At 57.5% G+C, this 17,317-nt stretch carries 9 protein-coding genes, 2 rRNA genes and 1 pseudogene; 5 read left to right on the forward strand and 7 right to left on the reverse strand.

From position 1 onward, the window contains the following. The 3 genes from rrf (FRT59_RS27650) to FRT59_RS26835 form a co-directional block, all read left to right on the forward strand. Positions 1 to 82 (forward strand): 5S ribosomal RNA (rrf, locus tag FRT59_RS27650); the annotation flags it as partial. Between the two features lie 107 nt (positions 83 to 189). Next, positions 190 to 305, forward strand: a 5S ribosomal RNA gene (rrf, locus tag FRT59_RS26830). Positions 306 to 576: 271 nt separating this feature from the next. Continuing rightward, positions 577 to 2,457 (forward strand): methyl-accepting chemotaxis protein, encoded by a 1,881-nt coding sequence (locus tag FRT59_RS26835; RefSeq protein ID WP_153872803.1) that lies wholly within the window; start codon positions 577 to 579, stop codon positions 2,455 to 2,457. Between the two features lie 39 nt (positions 2,458 to 2,496). Here the strand turns inward: FRT59_RS26835 and FRT59_RS26840 are convergent, their stop codons facing one another. The 5 genes from FRT59_RS26840 to FRT59_RS26860 all read right to left on the reverse strand — a co-directional run bounded on the left by FRT59_RS26840 (position 2,497) and on the right by FRT59_RS26860 (position 9,119). Continuing rightward, positions 2,497 to 2,955, reverse strand: coding sequence for an SRPBCC family protein (locus FRT59_RS26840; RefSeq protein WP_153872804.1), 459 nt, complete (start codon positions 2,953 to 2,955; stop codon positions 2,497 to 2,499). A gap of 19 nt (positions 2,956 to 2,974) precedes the next feature. Continuing rightward, positions 2,975 to 6,346, reverse strand: a complete 3,372-nt coding sequence (locus FRT59_RS26845; RefSeq protein WP_153872805.1) for an amino acid adenylation domain-containing protein — start codon at positions 6,344 to 6,346, stop codon at positions 2,975 to 2,977. Beyond that, the gene (locus tag FRT59_RS26850; RefSeq protein WP_153872806.1) at positions 6,343 to 7,290 is read right to left on the reverse strand and encodes a diiron oxygenase; all 948 of its coding nucleotides are present in this window, start codon (positions 7,288 to 7,290) and stop codon (positions 6,343 to 6,345) included. Before FRT59_RS26850 ends, FRT59_RS26845 begins: the two co-directional genes overlap by 4 nt. Beyond that, positions 7,287 to 8,045: a DUF3050 domain-containing protein gene (locus FRT59_RS26855; RefSeq protein ID WP_153872807.1), complete on the reverse strand. Its 759-nt coding sequence runs from the start codon at positions 8,043 to 8,045 to the stop codon at positions 7,287 to 7,289. Before FRT59_RS26855 ends, FRT59_RS26850 begins: the two co-directional genes overlap by 4 nt. Before the next feature lie 363 nt (positions 8,046 to 8,408). Next, positions 8,409 to 9,119 (reverse strand): GntR family transcriptional regulator, encoded by a 711-nt coding sequence (locus FRT59_RS26860; protein WP_034116715.1) that lies wholly within the window; start codon positions 9,117 to 9,119, stop codon positions 8,409 to 8,411. A 251-nt stretch (positions 9,120 to 9,370) separates the two neighbouring features. Here FRT59_RS26860 and lapG point away from each other — a divergent pair, with 251 nt between their 5' ends. Together lapG and lapD are read left to right on the forward strand one after the other, a co-directional pair. After that, the gene (gene lapG / locus FRT59_RS26865; RefSeq protein WP_153872808.1) at positions 9,371 to 10,063 is read left to right on the forward strand and encodes a cysteine protease LapG; all 693 of its coding nucleotides are present in this window, start codon (positions 9,371 to 9,373) and stop codon (positions 10,061 to 10,063) included. Between the two features lie 14 nt (positions 10,064 to 10,077). After that, positions 10,078 to 12,030, forward strand: coding sequence for a cyclic di-GMP receptor LapD (gene lapD / locus FRT59_RS26870; RefSeq protein ID WP_034116716.1), 1,953 nt, complete (start codon positions 10,078 to 10,080; stop codon positions 12,028 to 12,030). Positions 12,031 to 12,095: 65 nt separating this feature from the next. On the opposite strand, the gene FRT59_RS26875 is transcribed toward lapD, so the two are convergent. Both FRT59_RS26875 and FRT59_RS26880 read right to left on the reverse strand, forming a co-directional pair. After that, on the reverse strand, positions 12,096 to 12,434 hold the full coding sequence (locus tag FRT59_RS26875) for a hypothetical protein (RefSeq protein WP_034116717.1): 339 nt from the start codon (positions 12,432 to 12,434) through the stop codon (positions 12,096 to 12,098). 153 nt (positions 12,435 to 12,587) lie between these two features. Continuing rightward, positions 12,588 to 17,317: pseudogene (locus tag FRT59_RS26880) on the reverse strand (LapA family giant adhesin); the annotation flags it as partial.

A 17,317-nucleotide genomic window follows, 5' to 3' on the forward strand; every position in this document is an offset into this window, starting at 1 on the left:
CCATCCCGAACTCAGTAGTGAAACGATGCATCGCCGATGGTAGTGTGGGGTTTCCCCATGTGAGAGTAGGTCATCGTCAAGATTAAATTCCGAAACCCCAATTGCGAAAGCAGTTGGGGTTTTGTTTATGTAGAAGTCCATGAATTTCACCGGACCGTTGCTAGTGCAACGCTCTGGTACACAGAATTTCTTGACGACCATAGAGCATTGGAACCACCTGATCCCATCCCGAACTCAGCAGTGAAACGATGCATCGCCGATGGTAGTGTGGGGTTTCCCCATGTGAGAGTAGGTCATCGTCAAGATTGAATTCCGAAACCCCTGTTTGCTAACGCAGACAGGGGTTTTGTCGTTTAAGGTTGGCTGCCACAGGCCTATCTCGCGCCTACCTCCTGTCGGTTTCCTACGCTATAAGCAGATGTTTCTCACAAATTTCTAAGATTTGTCGACGTTTGGCCGAAAACCTGATGAGCCATGCGTGCACCGAAATAGAGCGACCGCAGAGTCCGCCTATCCCGTTACATGGAATGTTCCACTCGGCACGCTCACCCCCCTTTGGCAAAAGAAGTCGATGAAATGAATCTCAAGTTCAGTCATAAAATTCTGTTGGCTGCGTCAGGCGTCGTGGTTTTAGCCTTCGCGTTATTCACGCTCTACAACGACTACCTGCAGCGCAGCACTATCAAGCAAAACCTGGCGTCGTCCATCCAGCAATCCGGCGAACTTACTGCCAGCAGTGTGCAGAACTGGCTCAGTGGTCGCATTCTGGTCCTTGAGAACCTGGCGCAGAACGTTGCCCATCAGGGCAGCGCTGCCGACCTTCCAGGGCTGGTCGATCAGCCAGCGTTTACCACCAACTTCCAGTTCACTTATGTGGGGCAGACCAACGGCGTGTTCACCCAGCGTCCGGATGCGAAGATGCCTGACGACTACGATCCACGTCAGCGCCCCTGGTACAAGCAGGCGGTAGTCGCGGACAAAACCATGCTTACTCCGCCTTATATGGCCGCTGTGGGCGGCCAGATCGTGACAATTGCCATGCCGGTGAAAAAGAATGGCGAAATGTTGGGCGTTGTCGGTGGTGACCTGAGCCTGCAAACCCTGGTGAAGATCATCAACTCGGTAGACTTCGGCGGAATTGGTCATGCATTTCTGGTCAGTGGTGACGGCCAAGTCATCGTCAGCCCTGACCAGGACCAAGTGATGAAAAATCTCAAGGACATCTACCCTGGCACCAACGTGCGCCTCGAGAAGCTCAACCAGGACGTTGTCCTCAATGGCCAGGATCGCATTCTATCGTTCACGCCTATCAGCGGTTTGCCTGGCGCCGACTGGTACATCGGCCTGTCGATCGACAAAGAGAAGGCCTATGCCCCGCTAGGCAAATTCCGTACATCAGCGTTGATTGCAATGTTGATCGCTGTTGTAGCCATTGCCGTGCTCTTGAGCTTGCTGATTCAAGTATTGCTGCGTCCATTGACCACTATGGGGGTAGCCATGCAGGACATCGCCCAAGGCGAAGGTGATCTGACCCGACGCCTCGAGGTGACCAGCAAAGACGAATTCGGCGAGGTTGGTAGCGCGTTCAACCAGTTCGTCGAGCGGATCCACGCGTCGATTTCCGAAGTGTCCTCGGCAACGCGCCAGGTACATGATTTGTCTCAGCGCGTGATGGCATCGTCGAATGCCTCGATCATCGGTTCCGATGAGCAGAGTGCGCGCACCAATAGCGTGGCTGCAGCGATCAACGAGCTGGGTGCCGCCACCCAGGAAATCGCACGCAACGCCGCTGATGCGTCCCAGCACGCCAGCGGTGCCAGCGAACAAGCTGACGATGGGCGCAAGGTGGTTGAGCAAACCATCCTGGCGATGTCGGAGCTGTCGCAAAAGATCAGCCTCTCCTGCACTCAGATCGAAACCCTGAACGCCAGTACCGACAATATCGGGCACATTCTTGATGTGATCAAAGGCATTTCCCAGCAAACCAATTTGCTCGCCCTTAACGCGGCGATTGAAGCTGCCCGTGCTGGTGAGGCCGGGCGTGGGTTTGCCGTGGTGGCTGATGAAGTGCGTAATCTGGCACACCGTACCCAGGAGTCGGCAGAAGAGATCCACAAGATGATCACTTCTCTGCAAGTGGGTTCGCGTGAAGCCGTGACCACCATGAACGCCAGCCAGACCTCCAGCGAAGAAAGCGTCGAGGTGGCTAACCAGGCGGGTGAGCGCCTGATCAGCGTGACGCAGCGCATCGTTGAGATCGATGGCATGAACCAGTCGGTCGCGGCGGCCACCGAAGAGCAGACTGCAGTCGTTGAAACCCTCAACGTGGACATCAACCAGATCAACCTGCTGAACCAGCAGGGTGTGGCCAATCTCAACGAGACGCTTAAGGACTGCGATGCGCTGTCCCAGCAGGCCAGCCGATTGAAGCAATTGGTCGATAGCTTCAAAATCTGACCCTGGCTGCATCGGAGCGAGGTCTCTCGCTCCGACTGCTTAGCCAAGCATCTGGCGTACATTCTCCAGGGCGCCTTTGGTAAACGCTTGCGCAAACTGTTCAAACTCTGCTTGCGTTGTTTCCTGCGCCTCCCCCACAAGCGTCCAAGTTGCCCTGGAACTGCCTGCGCCAAGCGCTTCCACGCTCATCGCCGCCCACAAGCGGGCCAAGCCTAAAGTGTTGTAGAGGGTGGTCCATGTCATATGCATGGCGTCTTCGTCTCGGCTGTTAAGTTGCTCCACGACGCAATGGCCATCGTGGAAAAACTTAGTTCGCAATGCTCCCACGCCCACACCGGTCATTTCGATGTGTGACAGGCTTGAGATGAACGCGTCAAAGCCTTCAAAGCAACCTACCACGCTCCATAAGTGGACCGCCTCGCAGGGGATCACGACGGAGGTGACAATCGGTGTACCGGTGGGATTGCGAATTAGCGTATCGGGTTGCAGCGGTTTCATGAGGGGTACCTGACGCAGTTCAGAGGAAGCCGATGGCCCTGAGGTAGTCGCAGCCTTTGCGTAACAGCGCCGGGCTTTTCTGCGGATAGTACATGCCCATTTTTTCCAAGCCCCACCGGGTATTGTCGTAACGGATCATCGACGTGTCGCCGATGTCATCACTCAATCCGTCGAGGTAGAAGCCCAGTACACCGAACAGCGCGTTATCACGGCGCACCGTTCGTAACGCTCGTTGCCAGTGTTCGATACTGACCCGTTCGAAGGAGTGCCCAGCCTCGCTGAACGCGTCAAGGTACTGATCCCAACTCAAGGGTTCTGGGTTGTGCAGGTTGAATACGTTTCGCCCAACGTCAAAATGGAGGCCGTGGAAGGCGATGAAGCGCGCCAGAAAGTCCACCGGCATCAAATCGAAGTTCACCTCCAGTCGAGGTGCCAAGCCCAATTGCAGGGATCCCTTGAGCATCAACATCAGTCTATTTTTCTGTGGCTGGCAGGCACCGTTTTGACCGTTGAAGCTGATATTTCCCGGCCGATGAATATTCACCCAAGCCCCCAGATCCGCCGCACGCCCCAACAACCTTTCGGCTACCCACTTGCACAGGTTGTAGCCATTTTTTACATAAAGCGGCGACGTATTCCTGGCAGGGGCTTCAAGCACGTAACCAGCGGCGTCTACGCTGCTGCAGGCTGACAACGTCGAGATGAAATTGAACACTTTCTTACAATGGGTTTCGCAAAGGCGCAGGCACTCGAGTACCGGTTCTACGTTGTCCTTAGCGAGTGAGGCGTAATCCAGCACATGATTGACATGCGCCGCGTTGTGCACCAAAACGCCATGGGTACGAGCGAGGTAGTCGTACACGTTGCAGGACAAGCCCAGACGGGGTTTGCGAATGTCGGCCGCGTATACCTGCACTCTGCTCAGGTCCAGATGTTCCAGGCGGTACTCACGCAGCGATTGGGTGAACCGCTCCGTGGCCGAATGCTCCGGCAGTTCTCGCACCAGGCATGCCACTTCTTGGGCACCGCCGGCAAGCAGCGCTTGGACGATATGTACCCCGACAAAACTGTTCGCCCCGGTGACGATCACTTTGCGCGTATCACCCGCGCGGTCCTCGGGTAGCATCTCAATCTTTATCGCTTGTGATGCATCTTTCTCCATCTGGCTGGCAGGTGTGTCGGGAAGCGCACTGCCCTCCATCAGTGCGGCCAAGGTGCGGATTGTCGGCGTTTCAAAAAATTGGCTCAAAGAGACGCTGCGGCCGAACTGCTCGCGCAGGCGCAGCAATAGCGTCGACAACAGGATGGAGTGGCCACCCAAGTTGAAAAAACTTTCATCAATCGATAATTTGCCAACCGGCAGCGCCAGCAATTCGTCCCATAGGTCCGCCAACTGCGCTTGTAGAGCCGTTTTTGCACCGCCGCGTATCACCTCTTGAGGGACGGACAATGGCATTGCCAGTAATGCCTTGCGATCGATCTTGCCGTTACTCGAGCCGGGCATGCATGCCAACTCGCTCCAGACCACCGGCTGCATATGCACAGGCAACCATTGCCGAGCATATTCCTTCAGGCTTGCCAGCGTCGCGCTGGGTTCGGGTTGGGCGACAAAAGCGATAACTCTGTGCGCCGGATCAATCACCACGGCCACTTGGCGAAACAAGCGACTGTTGCGCAGGCACTGCTCTATTTCTTGAGGCTCGACTCGGAATCCGCGGATTTTGACTTGGTCATCCCGCCGCCCACACAACTCGATACCGTCGTCTGTCCATTTTGCCAGGTCGCCGCTGCGGTACGCGCGCAACGACTGCCCGTTTGGCAGTGGCAGCGCAACGAAAGGGCTGTCGGCCTGCTGCGAGGCGTTCACATACCCAAGGCTCACGCCCGGGCCGGCGATGTACAAATCGCCTTGTACCTGTTCATCCACGGGCTGCAGGTTTTCGTCGAGGATCAACACTTGGCTGTTGGCGATGGGGCGGCCGACGTTGCGATGGCTGTCACCGCGCTGGAACGCCCTGTGGGTTGCCAGCACCGTGGTCTCTGTGGGCCCATAGAAGTTATGCAACTGGCATTGGGCTGTCAGTCGTTCGATCACATAGGGCTCGCAGAAATCGCCCCCAGTGAGCAGGTGGGTAAGGCCCAATGGCTGATCCAACGGCAGGATGCTGAGCAGCGCCGGCGGTAGGAACCCATGGGTCACGCGGTGCTGGCGAATCAACTCGACCAGTTGCTGAGGGTCGTGACGTTGATCGTTGCTGGGGATAATCAACTCGGCCCCGGCCACCAAGGCAGGGAAAATATCGATCAGTGACGAGTCGAAACTCAACGGCGAAAACTGCAGCACGCGGCTCCGCTCGTCCAGCGCTACGCAAGTGCCCAGCCAGGCGGTGAAATGCGCCAGGTTATATTGGCTGAGGAGTACACCTTTGGGTTGCCCTGAAGTACCCGAGGTGAAAAGCGCCATGCACGGCGTGTCGGCAATGGGGCGAACACGCGTCAGCGGTTGTATGGCGACGGTGCGTGGGACAATACTGCTGACATCAAGTGACGCGAAATGATCTCGCAGCGGGTGCAGGCCATTTTCCAGCAGCACGCAAGCGTCAGTGCTTTCCAGCATGCCTTGCTGGCGTTGCGCGGGATGATCCGGTGCCAGTGGCAAATACACTGCACCGCAACCCAGCACCGCAAGGATGCTCGCGTACAGCTCGGCAGATTTTTCCAAGCACACACCGACCACCGGCGTCTCGATGCCCTCCAGCAGTGGTAACAGACGTTGCTGGATCGCCAGGGCATGTAGGTGAAGCTGGCGATAAGTCAGGACGTTGCCCGCGATATTCAGTGCTGTTCGATTGGCGAAGGCCTCAAGGCTCGTCTGCAACCGTTCAATCAAGGGCACCTCGGCCGCTCGTAACAGGGTTGGATCCTGCGTGCGATTGAACCGATGCATAAACACCAAAGCGTCCAGCCCTTGCAAGCCTTGTTCGGACCAGGCGTTAGCGGTGCCTATTGCAGAGAAAAAGGCCGGATCCCTTGAGAAACCACTCACCAGCATGGCGGCCCATTCCACCAGTGCGTTCGTGGCCTGCTGACGCAATCGCTGGCCGTTGCCGCTGGGCTCCTCGGCAACATCGTGCACGGCAAGCAGGCGTCGTTCTCGGTCGTAGCAGCGAAATTGGAGGGCGGGCAATCCGGCCTCTGATGCCGGGCCTATGCCCAGGCGCAGGCTCATCCAGAATGCATCGGTGGATAATGCTGGCAGCGGCGGGCTACCGTCTTCAATCACCAGGTCGACAGATTGCGTCCCTTCAGTATGCCCGTACTGCTCAAGTACTTGCTTGACTGCGCCCAGGGCTTCACTCGCCCCACCCCACTCAATCGTCAAACGCCTCATGCCAACCCCCCCGACACCGGCAGGTAGTCACTCAATGCCTGTGCCACGCTGGCTGTTTGCAGCACACCGCTGTGCTGCAATAAACCCATGATATTGCCTATCAGCGGATGTTGATGGGTGATGGGAAAGGCCAGCGCCTCGATTTCATTGCGCAGCGCCAGGCGAGTATCGGCACTGATGTCCAAGTGCTCGATCAGGTGCAGATCAAAGCTTTTCTGTAGATCATTGGTCAGGTAGTACGCCAGGAAAATCGGCAGGGCTTGAGCAATGCTATCGCGGTCTTCCGGGCTCGCCGATTGCCAGTAGATATGCACCAACTGTGTCCAGAACCGTGCGTGGCGGCCCTCATCGAACAGATGGTCGGCCATCAAGCCACGGATAGACGATTTGACGCTATCGTCCCTGGAGAACGCCGCCACGTCATGGGTGACAGTGTTTTCAGCAATGGCTACGCAGATTAACTCAACGGCGTCGTGCAGGTGTGCCGGAACCTGCGCTTGTGCTGCCGGCAGGGCGCGGCTCAATTCGATTTGCCCGGGCAGATCCAACGGTTCGATGCCGGTCATTTTCACGGCTTGCTGAAGGAAATCCAGCGCGACCAAGGCATGGTAATCCTCGTCCACCATGACGGTCATCGCGTCGTAGCGGCAGGCGAGTGGGAAGGCCGGCGAGAAGCGATTCTTGGCAATGTTGCGGGCGGTCTTATCGACGATCTCGGTTTCGAAGATCACCACGTCATTGATGAATTTATAGAAACTCTGCACCAGCACGAAGTCGCGCCATTGCGGGCAGTGTTCGAGAAAGGTCGCAGTCAGTACGAGGGGTTGACGGCACAGGGGGAAGATGAACTTGGTGTCGTCCTCCAGTAAGCGCCGGGGGCGTGTGCGGATGGTAGCGCGCCGCTCCCAGTCATCGGCAAAGGAGCGGTAGTTGGCGGCGTTCATGGGCGTACCCCTTGCATCGAGGCCAGCACGCCATCCCAGAAGCAAATACGACTTTCCACAGCATCCAGGGCGGTGCTATCTGCTTGTCTCTGGCGAATCGAGTCTGCGCCAATTAAACGCTGGAGCAATTGTTCCGCCGCGGGCCCATGGTCTTGGCTGTCCATTTCGATGTGACGATTGAGGTAGTGACATAAGGTGGGCGCTTCACGACCAATGAAGGCGTTACCGTGCAACAGCCGCTCGAACATCGACGGAATGACACTCTCGCGGCCATGCAGAAACGCGGCCGCCACACAGTGGGTAGGGGCGCTCAAGGCGATTTGCAGCGTGGTATCGACAAAGCGGGTGACGCCAGAGGGCGCGTCGATCATTTGCAGGGCTGCACTTACCTCCACTCCCTGGCATTGCAAGTCGATCAAGCGTTTGATGGCGACCGTGCTGGCGCCCACCTCCGTCATGGCGTCCAGGTACAATTCAAAGTGACTGCAATGGCCTCGCGTCGGGTGTTCGTCCGACTCCTCACCCAGCACAATTTCATTGATCAGGCGGGCAGCTTGCGAGTCGGCGGGCGGGAGCCAGGGTATCTGGGTGCAAGTCAGGTCCTGCTGCAGGCGTTTGGCCAGGGTCATGAAGTCCCAGACGGCAAATACATGGTTTTCCATGAAGTGCTGTAACTTGTTGAGTGATGTTATTTCTGAAAATAATGGATGGTTGAAAAGTTGTAATTTTTTTTGTTTAAGCAAGTCTTGATGCATGATGACGCCTATTAAGTATTGCGAGTGCTCTAAAGCAGTGTTGGGATTTTTAATTGTAAGTTAGAGGAGGAGCGTTTAGCTGTGACCACGCAACGCGCGCAGCGCAACACTGATATAGGTGAGCGCGGCGGCTAGAGAGGTGTGGTTCATCTGGGTAGGATAATAAGCCGATTAAACGATCAAGGCGGCTTATAAAAGTATTAGTTGTTTTTTCTTGGCTGCTTTTAAGGTTAATTAGTCGGTTGTAAGTGTGGGAAAGTGCTTGTGGTTAATTAAGACTTAGTGAGTTTTCGTCTGTCAGTGTGGCAACCTCCCTGGTGGGACGTTGCCCCGCAGTGTAAGGGCGAGGAAAAGAACAAAATCCTATTGCGAAACTTTTTTGTCGGCAGTCTCAAGGCTATTGAGATAGGTGGCAATCACCTCCATCCCACGCATCAAGTGATTGCGCAGCGTCAGGATGCTTTCGTCGACCTTCTTCTGCGCCACCAGGCTCAGCAGTTCACGGTGATCTTCCTGGGACGTTTCGCCCAGCCCCATCGCCTCAAGATTGAAGCGCAGAAAGCGCTCCTCTTCATTCAGCCCGTGCTCCACCAATTTGAGCAGACGCTGATTGGGTGCCTTGCCATACAACACCATGTGAAACAGGCGATTGAGGCGACCAATCTCGGAATAGTCTTTTTCGCATTCCAGTGCATTGATGCAGGCTTCGGCTTCGGCGAGATCTGCATTGGTGAGTAATGGAAGAGACAGGCGCAGGGCTTCGGATTCCAGCAATATGCGCAAGGCATAGGTCTCCGCCGAATTGTCCTCGATCAGCGGTGCAACTACGGCGCCTTTGTGGGTCACCACGTGCAACAAGGACTGCGCCTCCAGTTGGCGCAAGGCTTCGCGCACGGGCATGCGGCTGACGCCGAACAAGCTGGCCAGTTCTTGCTGACGCATCGCGGTGCCGCAGGGCAATCGTCCATCGAGAATGGCATTGCGCAACGTTTCTTCAATGACCGAGCGCGCAAGATGGGCGGGAATAGGCCCGCTGATTTTGATGCTGCTTAAAGGGTTCGGCTTCTGCGTCACGGTTACGCTATCCTCCTTTCTTGAATAATAGTGTGGCTAATTTGGATCCAATGAACACTAAAGGGGGGCCAAGCGCTTGTCAAACAGGCTAAGTTTCTGTTTGTAAGGGCTTACATAGCATACTTTGTGTCTCCCACAAGGGGCGGTTATAACTCGGTCCATCCAGGAATGATTGCACTATGCCATTGTTTTTTGTAGGGCGAGGCTTCACCATCCCTTGAAATTCCGTCTCTCTTCACGGATTGAACGCCTTGGCGGTAAGTTTTATTCCCTATCGAGTCCTGTGCTGGCTTTTATCAGCAATTTTATTGGCTGGCCTGATGCTTGGCGGGCTACGTGCCGATTGGGATTTCTCGCAGATCAGCCGCAAGGCCTCCGCTGTGTACGGGCCATTGGGCGAGGGCCAGCAGCGCATCGACGCTTGGCAGCGGCTACTGGCGACCGAAAAGCAAGCCAGCGAGCAGCAGCAACTCAAGGTCGTCAATTTGTTCTTCAACAAGCAAATGAGCTACGTGGAAGACATCGACCTCTGGCATGTTGTCGACTATTGGGAGACGCCCGTCGAAGCGCTTTGGAAAGGTGCCGGTGACTGTGAAGACTACGCGATCGCAAAGTATTTCAGTTTGCGTCATCTAGGCGTGTCCAGCGACAAATTACGCATTACCTACGTCAAGGCCTTGCGGCAGAACCGCGCTCATATGGTCTTGACCTATTATTCAACCCCCGAGGCCATCCCACTGGTGCTCGACAGCCTGATGGACGAAATTCTTCCGGCCACCCGCCGCACCGATTTGGTCCCGGTTTACTCATTCAACGCCGAAGGCTTGTACTTGCCCGGTGCCAAGGGCAACAAGAAAGTCGGTGATACCAAACGCTTGTCGCGCTGGCAGGATGTATTGAGAAAAATGCGTGCGGAAGGCTTCCCAGCCGAGCCTGCCAACTAGGAGTAACTGATCGGATGTCTCTGTTCAAACAACTATTGATCGCAATCTGTCTGTTCCTGGTGGTCGCCTTCAGCGGCAGCTTCATGGTCAGCCTGGAAAGCTCGCGCACCCAATATGTCAACCAGTTGCGCTCCCATGCGCAGGATGCCGCCACGGCGTTGGCGCTGTCGCTGACGCCGAATATCGACGACCCGGCCATGGTGGAGTTGCTGGTCAGCTCAATCTTCGACAGCGGCTACTACGCCAGCATCCGCGTGGTGGACCTGGCCACGGACAAAACCATCGTCGAGCGCAGTGGGATTCCTGACAACAACGGCGTACCCAACTGGTTCGTGAAGTTGATCGGCCTGGAGCCGGCCGGTGGTGATGCGCTGGTCAGCCGTGGCTGGGAGCAGGCGGCGCGGGTCGAAGTGGTCAGTCACCCCATGTTTGCCCTGTCCAAACTCTGGCAGAGCGCCTTGGGCAGCCTTGGTTGGTTGCTGCTGTGCGGTGCGGTGAGTGCGGTACTCGGCGCGTTGTTGCTGCGTCGGCAATTGAAGCCGTTGGACTATATGGTCAAACAGTCCCACGCCATTGCCCGCCGAGAGTTCCTCAGCCTGCCCGACCTGCCGCGCACGCCGGAACTGCGGCGGGTGGTACAAGCCATGAACCAGATGGTGGAAAAGCTCAAGGCGTTGTTCCAGGAACAAGCCGAGCGCAGCGAAAAACTGCGCACCGAATCCTATCAGGACAACCTTACCGGCCTCGCCAACCGGCGTTATTTCGAGATGCAACTCAACGCCCGCGTCAGTAACCCGGAAGAGACCAATTCCGGTTACCTGCTGTTACTGCGGGTTCGGGACCTGGCCGGCCTCAACCAACGCCTGGGCGGCCAGCGCACTGACCAATTGCTGCAAGCGGTTGGCGAACAGTTGCTGCGCCAGTGCGAGCCGTACCCGGAAACCCATAACCTCGTCACCCGTATCCGTGGCGGCGAGTTCGCCGTGCTGGCGCCGGGGCTGATGCGTGAAGAAGCGCTGCAGCTGGCGCAGAACCTCGAAAGCACTTTGCTCAGCCTGCAAGCGACCGGCGCCAGCGACGTTACGCCGGTCGCCTACATAGGCCTCGCACCGTTCAACCATGGCGACGCGCCACAAGCCCTGCTGACCCTGGCCGACCAAGCCCTGGCCCAGGCCGAAGCGCAGGGCGACACCAGTTGGGTGTGCCTTGATCGTAGCGCGGCCGCCAGCGTCGGTGACGATCACCACGCCTGGCACACGTTGTTGGACCAGGCCCTGACCCAGCAGCGCTTCCAGCTGTACTTCCAGCCCGTTGTCGCCAGCCAGGACACACAGTTGGTCTTGCACTACAAAGTGCTGTCGCGCTTGCAGGACGAGGACGGCCACACGATACCGGCCGGGCGTTTCCTGCCGTGGCTGGAGCGCTTCGGCTGGTCGGCACGCCTAGACCGCTTGATGTTGGAGCAAGTGCTCAAGCAGATGGCCAGCCACAGCGATAACCTGGCGCTGAACCTCTCCGCCGCGACCTTGCAGGACGCCCAGGCCTTGAACCGCATTTATGACCTGCTACGCCAGCATAGCAACCTGGGCCCGCGCCTCACCCTGGAGATCGGTGAAGAGCAATTGCCTGAACAGCTCGTGCTGGAACAGATGACCCAACGCCTGCGCGAGCTGGGTTTTTCCCTCAGCCTGCAACGTTTCGGTGGGCGCTTCAGCATGATCGGCAATCTGGCGCGCCTGGGCCTGGCGTACTTGAAGATCGACGGCAGTTATATTCGCGCTATCGACCAAGAGAGTGACAAGCGCCTGTTTATCGAGGCTATCCAGCGCGCAGCCCACAGCATCGATCTGCCGTTGATTGCCGAGCGTGTGGAGACAGAGGGTGAACTGAAGGTGATTCGCGAGATGGGGATTTTTGGTGTGCAGGGCCAGCTGTTTGGTGAGCCTGCGCCGTGGAAATCACACTGACGCTGAGCGATTAAAATGAGGGAGCGGGCTTGCTCCCTCATTTCGATCCAGTTCGGCTTCAGGGCTCAGATAAGCCCAGTCTCTTCATCATCAATCAAGTGGCTCAACCCACCCAATGCTTCCCGCGCATGGTTACGGTCCATCAACTTGGCTTGGGCTGCCGGCGGCAGGTCGGTCACCCTGATGACGCCTTTACGGGTCAGCACCTGGATCAAGTCATCCAGTACCCGGATCATCTCCAAGTCACTCTGCTTGAGCTGGGCCAGGCTGGTTTCCACCACTTCGTTGGCGTACCACGCCTGGATCTCATGGTGATCGGCCGGCAGGGTTTCGGTGGACTCGGTAAAGGCTGCGGCCTCTACGCGAGTCAGCGCACCCTGTGCATCACGTTGCACGTAAAACATAAGAACCCCTCGAAAATGAGCCACATGCGTTGAACAGCATAGGCCAACGCTGCGTTTATGGGCGAGAGTATGCGACGCACCGCCCGTCAGGACCAGCGCGACCCATGGGGCAAAAAAATCGGCCGCCCATAGGGGCGGCCGATTAGTTGCGTCTTAAGTGTGGTCGATCTTGATGGTCGGGTCGGCACCACTGATCAGCGAGTTGATGCTGGTGTGGGACCAATCGTTGCCTTCCAGCTTGATCGTCACATCGGCATTGGCCAGGCCACCGGTCGTGTTGAGCTTGCCTTCGCTGCTCACTTGAAGCGTCGATACGCCCTCTACCGTAGTGATCTTGAGGTAGTTATCGATGGTGCTGTCGGTCTCACCTTTCAACAGATCGCGCAGATCAATGCGGTCGCCTTCCGATGCCTTGAAGTCCTTGATCACATCGTTACCGATGTCACCGGCCTTCCACACAAAGGTGTCGGCACCCGAGCCGCCGATCAGGATGTCATTGCCCTGGCCGCCAATCAGCGTGTCGTTCCCGGTGCCACCCAGCAGGATGTCATTGCCTTTGCCGCCATCCAGGAAGTCGTTGCCGCCCTGGCCGAACAGGATGTCATCACCCGAGCCACCCAGCAGGGTGTCATTACCGTCCTTGGCACCCGAGGTGTCGAACTCGTTGTAGTGCTCGGTGATGTACTTGTGCACATCCTGGCCGGTGACGGCAGCAACCGCCACGCCGTTTTTCCCTGCCACGTAGGACTGGATAGCGTTGTAACCCTCGCCGGTAACGCCCGGGAAGCTCACCAGGTCGCCGAAGAGGATGTCGTTGCCGTCACCGCCATCGACACGGTCGGCACCCGGCAGGGTGGCCTCGCTGTGACCGAGGATGGCGTTGGCCAAGTCCTTCGGATCGATGTTGCTTTGTGGCTTGCCATCGCTGTCGTACGGTGCCAACTGATTCAGGCTGATCCCGCTGTTGAGGCCGATGGCTTCTACGCCACCTGTGGACAGGCCTTTGAGCAGTGCGAACGCGCTGTTGGAGTTGGTGGTGGTGGCGTAGTCGGTATCGTACCCGAGGCCGCCTTGTACCGATATTTCATAGGTGCCATCCCCTTGGGCGTGGATGATTCCCTTGTTGTACGACCAGCCGTAGGACCAGAGGGTTACCTTGCCGACAGAGTTGATATCAAGGTAATTATTCGAATCGATGTTGATCCGGGTGGCTGTACCGATGGTGTAGTTGTTCATGGTGACGACATCATCGAGCCTGACGTTGCCGTACAAGTACGGGTTGGTCTGTTCGGACGCCTGGTAAAACGTCGGCTGACCATCGGTGATGAAGTACGTTGTATTGATTGCGCCAGTGTTGCCAGTCGCCTGGGCACTTTTGAAGAAGTTGGACGCGGCCTTGAACACGTCTTCGTAGTTGGTACCACCGGTAGACACCATGGAGTCCAGGACTTTCTGCAGCGAATTCAGTGCGCCTGGATCTTTCAGGTCGACCGTGACCGTGCGATTGACCTGGTCACTGAAGTCCGCCAGGAAGATGTTCACGGTGCCGGAGGTGCTGGCGCCGATGCTGCTTTTCAGTGAATTGAACACTGTAGTCAACGACGCTTTCGCTGCCGCCACCGAGCTCGCACCCATACTGCCCGACGTATCGATCATGAACGCGATGTTGTAGCTCTTGCCTTGGACTACGTTCAAGCCAGCAACGTCCGCAACCACGATGTCATTGCCAGAAGTGCCGATGACATTGTCATCGCCCGATGTCGCTGTGACTGGGTTATAGGTCGCCGGGTACACCGTAATAGGCAATTGCGTCGTGGTGGTGGCCGAGCCACCCAGGCTCTCGGTGGAAGTCGAGGTCACAGTCAGGTTGTACTGGCCACTGGTGTAAGGCAGCGGCTTGAAGCTCAAGTTGTTGAGGTTCCAACCAGTGACGTCCACTTCGGTCGCGCCTTTGGTGGCCGTGAAGGTATGACCCGCGCCGTCGCTGAGCACTGCGCCCACCGGGATGCTGCCGATTTTCACCGCCAGCGTTTCCGAGCCGTCAGTATCGGTCAGGCCGGAGGTGATTTTGGTCAGCTTGACCGTACCGTTTTCCAGGCCTTCGTTGAGCTTGTACGCGTCGTAGTAGCCCTGGCCATTGGTACCGTGCAGATCGGACACCTGCGCGCCGGCATTGATCAGGTCGTTGACGCCGGTGTAGATCGGAATCGTAGTGTTGCTCAGGTTGGTCACCGGGCCACCGTTGACCGACAGGTTGACGTCATAGCTGCCAGGACCTGCCTGGTTCGCATGGTAGATATCAATGCTGTAGTAACCGTTGGTGGTCGGGGTGAACGTGCCGCTGAACTGGCCGGCGTTCGTCCCGTAGACCGCGCTGGCCACGTCTTTGCCGCCGACGTTGATCAGGATGCTGTCATCGCCGTAACCGCTGAAGGTGTAGGACTTGCCCGCTTCCAGGTAAATCAGGCCGGAAGTCTTCGATCCGGCACCGCCTGGCACGTTTGCGCTGGATTCGATGTTGGTCGAAATCGTCGTGCTGTTTGGTGTGCCGGCGTTATCGATCGCGTTTTTCAACACGGTCGCCGAGGCGCCATTACCGTTGGTACCCAGGTTGGCGATGCTGTTCCAGCTCAGCTTGGTCAGACCTACCGACGCGATGTTGTTGTCGGCAACGGTCAGGGTCGGAGCATCCGCCACCGGCGTAATGTCGACTTTCATCGTAGCGGTGTTGCCCAGATCCTTGCCATCGGTTGGCTGGAACTTGAACTGTGCGTAGTCCGCCTGTTTGTTGCCCACGCCGGTGCCGCCGTAGCCATCGGCACCGGATTCGTTGGCGTTCGGCATGAAGCGCAACTGGCCGCCGTCGATCTGGGCCTTGGTGAAGGTCTGGCCGGCGGTCACGCTGGTCCAAGTGACGCCATCCGCCGCCAGGAACTGCAACTTTCCGGCAACCGGCAGCTCGGTGATTTTCACCCCGAGGCTGGCTTGTGGTGAGTCCACATCAGTGACACCGAAGTTGGACCAGGTCAGGGCCAGTGGGGTGTCTTCCGTGCCGGTGATAGCGGCGCCAGTAGCCACCGGTGGATCGTTGACCGGTACCACGTTGACCGTGGTGGTCGCGACGTTGGAGTAGTTGCCGCCGTCGGTCACGGTCACGGTGATGGTCCGTGGCGTGTTGCTCGGGTCATGGCTGCTGTTGGTGAACGTGATGTTCTTGATCTGCTGCATGTAGTCAGCCAGCGACGCCGTACCGGTCAGGGTCAGGGTGATCTTGCCGGTGGCAGGGTCAGTGGCAGAGGTTACGGTGATGCCGGCGACGTTGTTGACGTTCAGCGAGTCGCCCTGCTGGGCGTTGGTCAGGACCACAGTGGCGCCGGTCAGTTGAGTACTGTCCGGGTCAGTGATTTTGATGTCGGTGTCAGCAATCGACACACCCGTGCCGCCTTCGGTGAAGGTGGTCTTGTAGTTGGCACCCGTTGCGCCGCTGGAGTCGTTGGCATCGAGGTCGATGACCGGCGGTGCGTCATTGTCGATGATCGACGTGGTGACGCTGCCGTTGGTGCCGCTGATCGCCAGGTTCTCGAAGTTGCCACCGGTGGTCTTGTCGATGGTGATCACGAAGTTTTCCGTAGGCTCGGTCAACTTGTCATCGATGGTCTTGATATCGAACGTCGCGCTGCTGGCGCCGGCCGGAATCTTCACGGTGTACACGCCGGTGAAGTCCGAACCGTCAGTGGCGGTGCCGCTGTACTTGAGCGTCACAGTAACGTCGGTGCCCGCCGGGTTGGTCAGGTTCAGCGTGTAGTGGGCGGTCTGGCCTTCGTTAACCGAAGCATCGCCCGAGATGCTGATCACGGTGTTGCTCACCACGTCGGTCACCTTGGTGACCACCGGGGTGCCGACCACAATCAGGTTCTCGTACTTGTCGCCGCCGCTGAGCACGTTGGTGATCTTGGCCGACACATCGTTAGCGCCGACGTAGACGTCATTAGGTGCTGTGACATTGACGGTGCTGGTGGTCTTGCCATTACCAATGGTAATGGTCGAGCCATTGTCCAGCTTGACCACCAGATCGGAGCCAACGTTGGTCACGGCAGCGCCGTTCTTATCGACGAGGCTGGCGGTGTAGGTAATCTGGCCACCCTCGGCCACACTGCTGGTGGCTGTCAGCACGACCTTCACATCGTCGATGGTGTCATTGATAACAGTGGTCGCGCCGTCACCGGCTACAACCAGCTTCTCGAAGTTGCCGCCAGCGGTGTCGGTGATCTTGACGGTCTGGGTGCTCTTGTCGATGAACACGTCATCGCCAGGTGCTGCAACCGTCACTGTACCCACGGTTTCGCCTGCCTTGATGGTGATCGACGAGCCGTTATCGAGTTTCAGCGTTACGTCAGTTCCGGCTTTGTTGCTCAAGGTGGCGGTGTAGGTGATCTGTCCACCTTCGTTGACGGCGCTTGGCGCGGTCAGCGTGACGGTGGTGGTGTCGGTGGTGCTCGGTGTGTCAGTCACGGTGGTGCTGACCGGGGTTTTGCCTGGGACCAGGTTTTCGTAATGCGCGCCGCCGGCCACGTTGGTGATGGCTGTGGTGACGGTCTGGTTACCGGCGTAGACGTCGTTCGGTGCCATAACGGAGACTGTGCCGCTGGACTGGTTCACACCAATGGTGATGCTCTGGCCATTATCCAAAGTGACGGTCAACGGGTTAGTGATGTTAGTCACCGGCGCACCGTTTTTATCCACAAGGCTGGCGGTGTAGACGATATTGCCGCCTTCGCCGACGGTGGTGGTGGCGGTCAGAACCACATCAACCTTGTCGATGGTGTCGTTGATCGTCGTGGTAGCGCCGTTGCCTGCGACTTCCAGTTTTTCGAAGTTGCCGC

The sequence above is a fragment of the Pseudomonas haemolytica genome (assembly GCF_009659625.1).
In the GTDB taxonomy this organism is placed as follows: Bacteria; Pseudomonadota; Gammaproteobacteria; order Pseudomonadales; family Pseudomonadaceae; genus Aquipseudomonas; species Aquipseudomonas haemolytica.